This window comes from Longibacter sp., from assembly GCF_051155795.1.
Classification (GTDB): domain Bacteria; phylum Bacteroidota; class Rhodothermia; order Rhodothermales; family Salinibacteraceae; genus Longibacter.
This window is the reverse complement of record NZ_DAXETW010000090.1, coordinates 23339-34459: the sequence shown is the minus strand read 5'-3', so window position 1 is coordinate 34459 and position 11121 is coordinate 23339. Positions and strand designations below refer to the sequence as shown.

Here is an 11121-nt window from a genome sequence, read left to right as displayed (position 1 = left end):
GGATGAACGCCGACGGGACCTACGAGATCGAGAGTGCCACGTGTCAGGCGTTTGCCCCGCCATTGGGAGGGGGTGGGTCCGGCGTCGGTGGCGGTGATACGTGCTATGACGGTCCGGGTGGCGATCCGTCGCTGCCCCTGTGCGAGCTCCACCCCGATGATGCGGTGGAAGTTCAGTCCGAAGAATTCCTTTGGGGACCCGCGCGGCGACTCGGGCAGAAGCTTCTGCGCGCCCTGCAGCGAGGTGAAGACCTGCTGGACGCGAAAACGTGGAAGAACATCCTGGAGAGCGAGTGGGCGGACGCCGCGCAGGCAGGCCTGGACACGCAGGCAGCGCTGAACGGGGATGTGGTTGCGCTGATCAGCGTACTGGACTACATTGTGAGCCAGATCAGCCCCGCCGGCGGCGTGTTCGACATGCTGCAGACCCTGAAGCTGGGGAATCACCTGGGGCTGTCGTGGTTCGACGACATTACACGGGCATTTTCGCAGTCGGCGTATTTCGACGAATTCGGCAGTCACTTTATCGGAACAGGACACGCCTGGGACAAACATGGCGACAAGTACGCGGGCATCCTCAGTACTCAGGACGAGTTCGTCGACCTGATCGAAGACATCATTCGGAATCCAGACGAAGTCAAGGTCTTTCGAACGGATATCGAGAAAAGAGCCTTCTGGGACCGGGCTACCGAAACGGTTGTCATCTTCGATCCTGCAAATCCTGATTTGGGGACGGCTTTTCGGCCAGATATATCGCGGTATAATCCGCGTAGGACGTATTTCGATCAACTCGGTGACTAGGGCCTGTCTCAAAAACGTGTCTTCAGCCTACGATCGGCTTTTCACGGACCGGGGCGTCCGTCGCTCACCACCGGTAGCTGCCGATACAGGCGGATCGCTTCGAACACCGCGGTCTCGTGAACGCTCGATCTCGGCGTCGAATCCATTCCTCAGACAGTGCCTAAGTCTATTCTGCGCAACCTGCAATGTACAGAGAGGGTGTAATCACCGCAACTCGACGACAGTGACCAGTGGAGAAGCGCATGTCCGTAGCCTGGATTTCAAGAGTGCCCGGAGCGGTCGTTCATCCCATTGAATTCCTACCGGGATCCTATGAGGGCGGGGCGTCCCGAGAGTCATCCATTTACATGCCTGAGGAGCGGTTTGCGCACTTCGAACCGCTCTTGATTCGTCACACGCCATCGTCTTCATTCTCCCGCTACGCATTCACGGAAGTCCCGATGGCCGTCTGGGACCCGGTGATCGAAGACTTACGTGGTTGGGTGACAAAGATCGATCACGGTGCGGACCTCAGTCAGATAACACCTGCACCGGGGTTCATGTCGACGCACTCCCGAAAGGAGTTTCTTGAAGGTGAGACGGACCACCTTCGATCGCTGCGCGATACCGCAGATTATCTCGCTTCGTGGCTCGAAAATGCAGCTCACGAGCACGGCGTAGTTTCAGTACTGGGGATGTAGCCAGGGCAAATGGGGCTTCCCGTCCGGTCCTTGCGACGGGTATCAGTTCTTCACAGCCCCCACAGCGAGAGGGCCGACGCCATGCAAACGGCTGTCGGCAGGCGACCCTGAGCGGGGATCCCGTCGCGCTGGTTGGCGTGCTGGAGGACATTGCCAGGAAGATCAGTCCCGCCGGCGGCGTGTTCGACATACTGCAGACCCTGAAGCTGGGGGATCACCTGGGGCTGTCGTGGTACGACAACATCATCGGGGGGCTTCAGAGCTCGCAGTACTTCCCGCAACTCGCGCAGGCCGTCCGGCGACTTCGCTAACACCATCGACGACCTTAGCTTGCTCAAGCAAGTTGGTCAGTTGGGTGAAGAAGCCAATGGTGCCTACCGTATCCTCGAAGGTGACGCTGGCAAGGTCCTGGACAACTTCGCGGAAAAGTGGGGCACCCAGGTCTATCAGCGTGCCGATGGAAACTGGGAGGTGCTCATGCCGGGCGGCAGTGTGCGTATGACACAGTATCGCTCGGGAACTGTGATCGATGGAAAGCGAAGACCTACAATCAATCTGAACGAGTCCGGAAGCACCCAGAAGATTCGGTTCGGGGACTCGAAATACCCGTTCGAATAGCTTGATGAAATGGCTAAAGACGCATCGTCAGTACAGGTCCATGGAGAGAGCCTTCTTCAGTTTCCAGGTATTGCTCTCATCCTGTACCAGTATTGGCTGCCGGATGGCATTCCAGAGGCTTTCGACAGCGCTGGAATCTTCGAACGACTTATCGGATCGAAAGCTTATCAGCATCAGCGGTGGAACCATTCGTACAAGGGAGAGCACGGCCCATTTGCGGTCTCTGAGATCCGTCCGGATCACTACGAGCGCATCGCCGCAGAGGAGGTTGAGAAGGCCATGCGCGAGCGCCTGATTCCGGCCTCGCAGGCGGAATTGGACCGCTATCTTGATTCGTGGCCAGGCCCCGAAATGCTGCAGCAGCGATTGAGGGCGCTACTCAGCTACATACAGAGCAGCCAGCTTCGTTGGTACCGACTGGCGATGGGTCTTCAAGACGAGCACTACTGGTCGGATGGGTACCGAGAGGTTCGGATCCTTGACCACTTCGAAGAGTGGGTGGGCGTCGATCCCGAGGAGTCGATGGTTTACATGCTGCAACTGATTAGAGATTGAATGTCGTAGCCCCATGATCCACAACTGGCAGTAGCAAAAGGCGACCAAGACTAGGGATAAGGCCCTCGCTGCCCCCCGCCGCGGCGAGGACCTCGTAGACGGACGCACCTGGCGCGACATCCTTGACGGTGAGTGGGCTCAGGCCGTGCAAGCGGCCGCCGATGGGCAGGCGGCCCTGAATGGCGATGTCGTTGTACTGATCAGCGTACTGGACTACATGGTGAGCCAGATCAGCCCCGCGGGCGGCGTGTTCGACATGCTGCAGCACCTGAATCTGGGCGAGCATTTGGGACTGACATGGTATGACGACATCATTGGCGGGCTTCAGAGCTCGCAGTGTTTTCCGCAGCGTGGCACGGCATCGGCGATTTCGCGAATATCAACACCGCCCTCTATCTGCGTTGCGAAGCGGGTCAACTGGGCCAAAAGGCGGATAGCGATCGTATCCAGAGCCTCATAGATGGAAATGGTCGGTCGGTTTGCGCCACGCCTCAATCAGATAGGCGAATCGCCTGTCGTCCGCTCAGATTCCAGACACGGTTGAATTCGGGGACCCGCCAAACCCAACACGCATGACTCTGTGGCGGTCACAAAACAATAATATCTCATCAACCATCGTAGGGCAGGGTCTCGTCGGTCCATCCACTTGCTATCCTGAGATTCGACCTGGACCCGCCCGGCATCGAAATGAGCAATCCGACGAAAATCAACTGGAGAGCGGACGACGATACGATCAATGCCCTGAACCGACTCGTCGGATTTCCTCTACACACCGCAATCTCTTCAAGCTTACGTGTTCATCTCACGGCCGACAGGCCGCAGATCCGAACGGAGAAGGTCGCTCTTATCGGCCCAGAAGGTATCGTAACCGTCGATTTTCCTGATTGGGCAGATACCGAACGGTATGCTATGAATGCGTTTCTCCTGGAGGCTCGTCACACGACGGCTGCCCCCGAGTGGACACGTGGAGAGTACATTCCTCACACTGGGGCCCTCCATGGCTTTTGGACGGGGGTTCGGTTTAACGCGACCACCCCGAACCGCACGTCTCCTTCCCGCATTCGCACGATCTCGATATATCGCCGTGAAAGAGAGCGGCGCAATGTAGAAACCGGCTATGCCGAACGCGTCGCCTTCGACAATGCGGTCCTATTCCGTCGCGAGACCGGCTCACCGCCATTGCTTCTCTTCGTTGATGAATCAAGTATTGCCGGATTGCTCGGCATCAGCGTTGATGTCGAGGAGATGTCGGAGGTGTTGGAAGGCTGTACGAAGAGATACGTTATCGACATGGACGACGAGGACGATCCGGGCACGTAGCTCGGCGTTCGGCTCAGAGTGCGCCCTCGGGAAGGCTTATCAAGGGATCGGATCCCGCTGATGCGTCCTGGCGCGGTGCCTACGCCCGCGCCCTACCACCGCCGGCTCGAGCGGTACGACGTCGTGTTCTGAACAACGAACGGTCGACTCAGCAAACGTCCACTTGCGTCCGTTCGGCCACGTTTTACGGCCCCAGAGGCCCGGCGGTGGGCTCGGCGTACACCGCTGCCCGTCGTCGTTGAAGTTTACGATAGGGAAACGGCGTGGCGCGGACGTCCGGGGTGAATCATGCATCGCCGTCCTCGCGAATGGCGGCAGCGAGCTTGTCATACGTCTGCCGAAGGGACTCCGGAAGCACCTTCGTTTCGCCGGTTACCGGCATAAAGTTCGTATCACCGCTCCAGCGCGGCACGACGTGCATGTGGAGGTGATCGGGAACGCCCGCCCCGGCTGCTCGGCCGATGTTCAGGCCGACGTTGAAGCCCTCCGGATCAAGCGCGTCCGTTAACCACAACATGCACCGGTCGACCGCCTCGGCCATAGCGTGTTGGTCGTCCCTCGTCAGGTCGACGTAGGATGCGACTTCCCGGAAGGGGACGATCAGCAAATGGCCGTTATTGTACGGATAGAGGTTCATGATGACGAAAACGTGTTCGCCGCGCCAGAGAATGAGATGCTCGGCATCCGCGTCGTTGTTGGCACCATCCTCCTGCAGTGCGGTGAATATCGAGACGCCCTCACGCCCGTCGACACGATCATTCGCAGTGGAAACGTACTCCGATCGCCAGGGACTCCAGATTCGGTCCATTGGGGTTAACGTAGTGGAAAAAGGGAGAGGATGAACAGACACGGCCCCCCGGGAAGCATCATTCGGCGGGCTGGATGCATTATATGATACCTGCGTTCGAGGGATGGGCAGCACAAACAACCTTCCGGACATGGGCGCCCTTCATCACTTCGCTTACATGACGACGCCTGCATGCGGTCCATTTTTGCCGATCTCCACACGCACACCCATTTCTCGGACGGCCTGTATTCCCCGACCGTCCTGCTGGAAAAAGCAGCCGACCGGGGAATCCAGGTTTTGGCCGTGACAGATCATGACACCATCGCGGGTCTCGATGAAGCCGCCTCGGCTGCAAAGCACACGAGCATCGACCTCATTCCGGGCGTCGAACTCACGGTCTCTGTCAGCGACGACGTCGTTCACCTCCTCGGCTACGGCTTCGATCCCTCAAATCCTGCTCTGGTTGCGTACCTCGACGGATTTCGTGAGGGGCGCAGGGACCGGATGACTGCGATGGTCGATCGGCTCACGTCCATGGGTGTGGACGTCACAATGGATCAGGTGGAGGCGGAAGCGGAGCCGGCGGCATCGCTCGGGCGTCCGCATCTGGCTCGCGTGCTCGTGGAAAACGGGGACGTGTCGGACATCAACGCGGCGTTCGACCGCTTCCTGGGCAACGAAGCTCCGGCGTACGTCCCGGCGCCCGGTCCATCCGCTGGCGAAGCGATCGACGTCGTGCATCAGGCTGGCGGCATCGTGTCCATTGCTCACCCCGGTCAGTGGATGCCCGGGCACATCCTTCGCGACCTCCGCCGCGCCGGGGTCGACGCCATCGAATGCGTTTCGCCATCGCACCCCGATTACCTCGTGGACTACTACCGGACGAAGGTCCGGACCTCTGAACTGATGATGACGGGAGGCTCCGACTATCACGGTGGAAGCGAGCGACACGAAGAAAACCTGGGGCGCCTCGGGTTGTCGCGCCGGGAGTGGAAGATGCTGTCCGCACACCTCGCTCGCCAGACGTCGTAGCAGGATCGCTCTGCGCGGCGGATTTCTCGCGGCAGTACCGGCACGACGCGTCCGCGTCTCGTTCTACGGTTCATGCCGATGCGGGAACGAAGTCACGCGGCGACCGCGTAACATCATCGCCGGTTATGACGCACTCGTGCCCGGCCGGTTTGTACATCCATCCCTGATTCGTTCCGCTTATGCCTGAGTACCTGGAAGGAGACCTCGTCGTGCGCGATCACCGGTTCGGCATCGTGGTCAGCCGCTTCAACGACTTCATCACCGAGGAAATGCTGGACGGCGCCCTCCGAACGATCAAGCGGCACGGCGGGGATCCGGACAAGGTCGTGGTGGCGCGCGTGCCGGGATCGCTCGAACTGCCCGTTGCGGCGAAGAAGATGGCGGAGTCCGGCTCCTACGATGCGGTGATCTGCATCGGGGCCGTGATCCGGGGGGCGACCACGCACTACGACTACGTCTGCTCCGGAACGACGAGTGGAACGGTCAACTCCTCGCTCGAGACCGGCGTGCCGATCATCTTCGGCGTCATCACTACGGAAACGATTGAGCAGGCGATCGAACGTGCTGGGACGAAGGCCGGCAACAAAGGGGCGGAAGCGGCGGCGGCAGCCATCGAAATGGCCAACTTGATGGAGAAACTGTAGAGCTTGATCAACCCGGAACCCGGGCCGTGGCTGCTCGTCAATGAATATCGCAGCGCGAGGTTTTTTCGTGCCGGCCGTGTCGCCGTCGGCCGCAATTTGGAGCACCGAAATGCCGGCGCGACGGGGCGGTGTATTTCACAGAGGCCCCACAGTCGCACCTTGACATCGAAAGGAATCGCTCGTACCCTTTGAATCCTGCAATCGGGAACGCACGAAATACAGCGTTTCACTCCAGGACAGGGCATACATGGTGATCGTAGCTCAGTCGGTTAGAGCGCCAGGTTGTGGTCCTGGAGGCCGAGGGTTCGAATCCCTCCGGTCACCCCGAAGAAAGTACGTGTAGAAGCACATTTTTACCTGCCGCGTTCGTCTAGTCTGGTCTAGGACGCCGCCCTTTCACGGCGGTAACACGGGTTCGAATCCCGTACGCGGTACAACTTTTAAATTTCTTGGAAGGCCTCGATGGCACTGCTATCGAGGCCTTTTCTTTGTCCTTTCCTTCATGGATGTTACATTGGTTCAAAGATGTTCCTCACCTCCTGCACGGTTCCGGCGCATTGTGGCTCGTCTTTTGGCGTAGATTAGAACGAGGCGAGCGCACGTCGAGGCGCAAACCGTGCTCGTGGCCGCATGGCGGTCGACAGCAGTCGGTGGCGCATCCCATTTTGCTACTCCCAGGCGTTGCCCCTCGCATTGGGCGACGTCGGTCCTGACTTCTCCACTCAATCACGTTCAGAGCGTTTATCCATGGAACTGGCCCCGCTAACGGTACTGAATAAGCAGTACACCATTAAGCGTACACTGGGCGATCCCGGGCCGTTCGACATCAAGTACCTGGGGGAGACGGTCGACTCGGAAACGGCGACCGTCATCCGCGAATTCTTTCCCGTCCACCTCGTAGAACGCGAGTCGGGAAAAACCTCGATTGACATCCTCGGCGGCGACAAGGAGTCGCAACTGTTTCAGTCGGGGATGGAGTACTTCCAGAAAGAGTCGAGCGTGCTCAGCCAACTCGAACACGACGCCCTGCCGTCAGGGTATGAGGTGTTCGAGGCCAACGGCACGGCGTACCGCGCCCGCCCCCACAAGCAGAGCATGTCTCTCCGGAAAGGCCTTGAGAGTAAGGGGACGCTGTCGGAGAAGGCGGCGCTTACGATCATGGTGCCGATTCTGGAGGCCCTCCAGCTGTCGCACGACAACGGCCTTTACCACGGCGGTGTATCGCCGGAAACCGTGCGTCTGTGCAACGACGGCTCTGTCTTGTTGACCGGGTTCCAGGGCGCATTCATCCAGCTTGCCCGCCAGGGTGGTGAACTGTCGGCTCTCGTCCAGCAGGGGACATCGGCGATCGAGCAGTACACGCCGCGCGGCAACCAGGGGCCATGGACGGACGTCTATGCGGCGGCTGCGACGATTTGCTATATGGTCACCGGCCGCGAACTGCCGGAGGCCAGCGATCGCCTTGAGGGCGATGACCCGCTGGCAGACCTCATTCAGGACGCGGACGCCTTCAGTGCGCCCGGCGTCCGGGAGGCGCTTATCGATGCGCTGGAGGTTGACCCCTCGAAGCGCCTGCAGTCGGCCGAGGCCCTCGCCAAGGCACTAAAGGAGTCGTCGACCCGCTACGATGGCACCGAGAGCGGCTACGCCATCATTCCGACGGAGCTCGAGGAAGAGGCCAACGACGACGCGTCGGATACGGATCAGGACGGCGAGGTAGAGGTGCTGTCCACCGGCGGCCGGGAACGCCCGGCCCGGACGCGCTCCCGCTCGAGCCGGTCGAGCAGGAAGAAAAAAGAGTCCAGCAGCACCGCGATGCTCGTCGGAATCCCCATCGTCCTCCTTCTGCTCGGAGGGGCCGGGTACTTCCTGTTCGCGGGAGGAGGAAGCGCGTCGTACGAAGAATACCGGACGCGGGCCGACTCGCTTTATGAGGCACAGAACTACGCCGCAGCGCGTGAAGCATACACGCAGGCCCTGGACGTACGCACCGACGACGCATTCGCGCAGCAGCGTCTTCGCGAGATCGATCAGATGACGAGCGGCGGCGGCGAACAGGCATTCACCGCCCGCGTGTCGACGGGCGATTCCCTGATGGCCGCAGCTGATGCCTCGTACGCGGAGGGCGAAATGAGCGAGGCCCTGCAGATGTACTCGCAGGCCACGACGAGCTACTACTCGGCCCTTGACATCCGCGACCAGGAATCGGTTCAGCGTCGGATCAACCGCGCGGAGAAGCGTCAGGATGATGTGATTGCCGAGCTGCGGTCCGGTGGCGAAGACGATGAGAATCTCGAGGCAATGGTCCGTCAGCAGCAGCAGGCGCAGCGTGCACGTGCGCAAACGATTTACCGCCGTGCGATGGAGCGCGGTCGGGATTACATGAGTCGCAACGAGTACGCACAGGCGAAGTCGGCCTTCGAGCAGGCCTCGGACGCGCGCACGACCGATGATGTCATGGACGCCATCGCTGAAGCCGATCGTCTCCTACAGGAGCAGCGCGAGAACCAGTCCGCGTACGAGCGCTTCCGTGCCCAGGCGGACGTCGCCTTCCAGGAAGGAAGCTACGAGGACGCGGTCGATCTGTACCGTCGCGCCCTCGACGCAAAGAAGGGCGACGCCTACGCACAGGAGCAGCTAGAGAAGGCGAAAAGCGAACTCGAAGCCATCCAGCTTGCACAGGCCAAGCGGCAGAAGGAGCAGCAGCGCCGTGAAAACATGAAGGAAGGCGACATCTACACGGTCGTCGATGAAGAGGCACAGGTCGATGGCGGTCTCCAGGCCCTGCACAAGGACGTTAAGTACCCGCCGTCAGCCGCCCGCCGCGGTGTCGAGGGGCGCGTCTACATGCAAGTCGTGGTGAATGCGGACGGAACCGTCCGAGAGGCCAACGTCACCCGCGGCGTCAACAATGCGATCGACGACGAGGCCCTTCGAGTTGTGGAGGACGCAGAGTTCATTCCGGCGAAAGTCGACGGCAAGCCGGTTCCGTCGCGCACAGCCGTCTGGATCGAGTTCCGCCTCCAAGACTGAGCGTCCGTTCGGCTCATCTGAGCTATACGCGCATTCTGAAAGGAAACGGGGATCGGCCGAAGGGTCGATCCCCGTTTTTACGTTCGTGTTGTTGCTCGCCTCGTCGTTGCTCGCCTCGTCCTGTTTGGTTCCCGCCATGCGCAGCGTCTGTGTGCGCGGTGCCGTGACAATCCGGCTTGTAGCGTCGACCTGTGCCAGTCCCGACGCAGTTCTGCCTTAGGCGGTGGGTGCGGTTTCCACGTCGGCGGTCGTTTCGGGCTTGGGGACGCGCATCCCTGAACGGGTAGTCAGCCGATGTACGAGGAAGGCAGAGCGTGTCGTGAGGATTAGCGCGATCGGAAGGATGGCTTCGTGAAGTCCCTGGGGCCAGAAGAACCATCCGGTGCTCAGCAGCCCGGTCGCGACGGCGGTTGCCAGCGCGTAAGGGCGCAACCATTCTGCTGTCCGACCGCGCGCCAGGGCGACAGCGAGAACCAAATGCGTCGGCCAGGCCCAGGCCAGATTCCAGTTGTAATTCGTCACCTGGTGCTCGCTGATGAACCAGAGAAAGCACAGAAGCAGTCCGACGATCCCGGTCATCCCGAACAGGACGGCGTCCCAGGGAGCTTTCGCATCCGCCCGGTCGCGACCGCGGGCAAGCGAACGAACCTCCCGGACGGTCACGGCAGCAACGAGCCCGAACAGCAGCCACGTCGCGAGGAGGGGCCATGGAAACGTGGCCTCGCGCGCATCATAATTGTCCCTCCAGTATACCGTATCGGTTCGCACGACGAGCGGCTCTGGTCCATCCGCCGCGGCGATGCGCGCGTGTTCGAACGCTTCGAACAGATACTCCGGCAAAAACATGACCTCACGAGGCGAGGCGATTCGATCCGCGGGAGAACCGAGTCCGATATCGAACCCTACGTCAAGCAGCCGGCGATCGGCAACATACGGGTCCAGGAGCCGCCGAAAACTTTTCCCCGGGCTCGGCTTGCCGGTGAACTGGATGATGGGACCGAGAGAACGTACCAGGGCATCGCGAACCCGCGTGGAGCAGTTGTCGAAGAGAAAGTCGTACCGGTACGTCCGATTTTCCGGTCGCGCATTGATTTCCAGAAACCTAAATAGGCGTTGCGTCTGCTCCGCCGTCAGGTTCAGATGCTGTTCGATCACCGGACGACCCATTCGTTTGTAGAAGGAAAGCGCCGACGCGTATTCCCCGGTGCTCAGCATGTAGTCGAGCCGACCGTACGTAAACTTCAGGACGAAGAAGGGCTCGTTGAAATCGAACGTGCCGTAGTTGTAGAGCCGGTTCACGCCCGTTCGCGGGTCGGCGATCCGAAGCGCACTGTGGCCAAACTCAGTGTACACGTCTTCGCCCGGCAGGATCGTAATCATCGATGCCCGCGCCTCCGATGACAGCTTGGATACCGACTGCGCTGAACTTTCGGCGGGCCATAGAATCCAGATCAGTCCGATGAGCAGGAGCATGCGACGGATGCCATCACGAGACGCAGATGAGAACCGGGTCAGACGCACGATCATGTTGTATTCTGGGAAGGGACGAACCACGGGCGAGGGGGCGCATACACTCAATCGCGGTGAAAAAACGCCCTCGATCGGCGGCAGCGTAAATGAAGCGGATGCTTCTTTCTCTGTGTGTAGACGAG

10 protein-coding genes, 2 tRNA genes and 1 pseudogene are annotated in these 11121 nt (G+C 60.4%); 10 read left to right on the top strand and 3 right to left on the bottom strand.

Features of this window, described 5'->3' with window-relative positions; translation table 11 throughout:
- The 4 genes and pseudogenes from ACFCU0_RS09915 to ACFCU0_RS09900 all read left to right on the top strand — a co-directional run.
- Positions 1–800: pseudogene (locus ACFCU0_RS09915) on the top strand (hypothetical protein); the annotation flags it as partial.
- A gap of 817 nt (positions 801–1617) precedes the next feature.
- Entirely contained in the window at positions 1618–1791 is a 174-nt protein-coding gene (locus ACFCU0_RS09910) for a hypothetical protein (protein ID WP_434973512.1), read from the top strand.
- A 19-nt stretch (positions 1792–1810) separates the two neighbouring features.
- A complete protein-coding gene (locus ACFCU0_RS09905; protein ID WP_434973511.1) occupies positions 1811–2098 on the top strand; it encodes a hypothetical protein in 288 nt (95 codons plus the stop codon).
- Positions 2099–2107: 9 nt separating this feature from the next.
- The gene (locus ACFCU0_RS09900; RefSeq protein WP_434973510.1) at positions 2108–2653 is read left to right on the top strand and encodes a hypothetical protein; all 546 of its coding nucleotides are present in this window, start codon (positions 2108–2110) and stop codon (positions 2651–2653) included.
- On the opposite strand, the gene ACFCU0_RS09895 is transcribed toward ACFCU0_RS09900, so the two are convergent.
- On the bottom strand, positions 2643–2939 hold the full coding sequence (locus tag ACFCU0_RS09895; protein ID WP_434973509.1) for a hypothetical protein: 297 nt from the start codon (positions 2937–2939) through the stop codon (positions 2643–2645). The genes ACFCU0_RS09900 and ACFCU0_RS09895 overlap by 11 nt on opposite strands.
- Before the next feature lie 623 nt (positions 2940–3562).
- Here ACFCU0_RS09895 and ACFCU0_RS09890 point away from each other — a divergent pair.
- Positions 3563–3973 carry a hypothetical protein gene (locus ACFCU0_RS09890; protein WP_434973508.1) on the top strand — a complete coding sequence of 137 codons (411 nt, stop codon included), beginning with the start codon at positions 3563–3565 and terminating at the stop codon, positions 3971–3973.
- A gap of 286 nt (positions 3974–4259) precedes the next feature.
- Here ACFCU0_RS09890 and ACFCU0_RS09885 read toward each other — a convergent pair whose 3' ends face one another.
- On the bottom strand, positions 4260–4781 hold the full coding sequence (locus ACFCU0_RS09885) for an HIT family protein (protein WP_434973507.1): 522 nt from the start codon (positions 4779–4781) through the stop codon (positions 4260–4262).
- Between the two features lie 171 nt (positions 4782–4952).
- Here ACFCU0_RS09885 and ACFCU0_RS09880 point away from each other — a divergent pair, with 171 nt between their 5' ends.
- The 5 genes from ACFCU0_RS09880 to ACFCU0_RS09860 all read left to right on the top strand — a co-directional run bounded on the left by ACFCU0_RS09880 (position 4953) and on the right by ACFCU0_RS09860 (position 9469).
- A complete protein-coding gene (locus ACFCU0_RS09880) occupies positions 4953–5792 on the top strand; it encodes a PHP domain-containing protein (protein ID WP_434973506.1) in 840 nt (279 codons plus the stop codon).
- Positions 5793–5971: 179 nt separating this feature from the next.
- On the top strand, positions 5972–6436 hold the full coding sequence (ribH, locus tag ACFCU0_RS09875) for a 6,7-dimethyl-8-ribityllumazine synthase (RefSeq protein ID WP_434973505.1): 465 nt from the start codon (positions 5972–5974) through the stop codon (positions 6434–6436).
- Between the two features lie 250 nt (positions 6437–6686).
- Positions 6687–6760, top strand: a tRNA-His gene (locus ACFCU0_RS09870).
- 35 nt (positions 6761–6795) lie between these two features.
- Positions 6796–6870, top strand: a tRNA-Glu gene (locus ACFCU0_RS09865).
- A 313-nt stretch (positions 6871–7183) separates the two neighbouring features.
- A complete protein-coding gene (locus ACFCU0_RS09860; RefSeq protein WP_434973504.1) occupies positions 7184–9469 on the top strand; it encodes a TonB family protein in 2286 nt (761 codons plus the stop codon).
- A gap of 216 nt (positions 9470–9685) precedes the next feature.
- Here ACFCU0_RS09860 and ACFCU0_RS09855 read toward each other — a convergent pair whose 3' ends face one another.
- Positions 9686–10942: an Lnb N-terminal periplasmic domain-containing protein gene (locus ACFCU0_RS09855; RefSeq protein WP_434973503.1), complete on the bottom strand. Its 1257-nt coding sequence runs from the start codon at positions 10940–10942 to the stop codon at positions 9686–9688.
- Positions 10943–11121 lie beyond the last annotated feature (179 nt).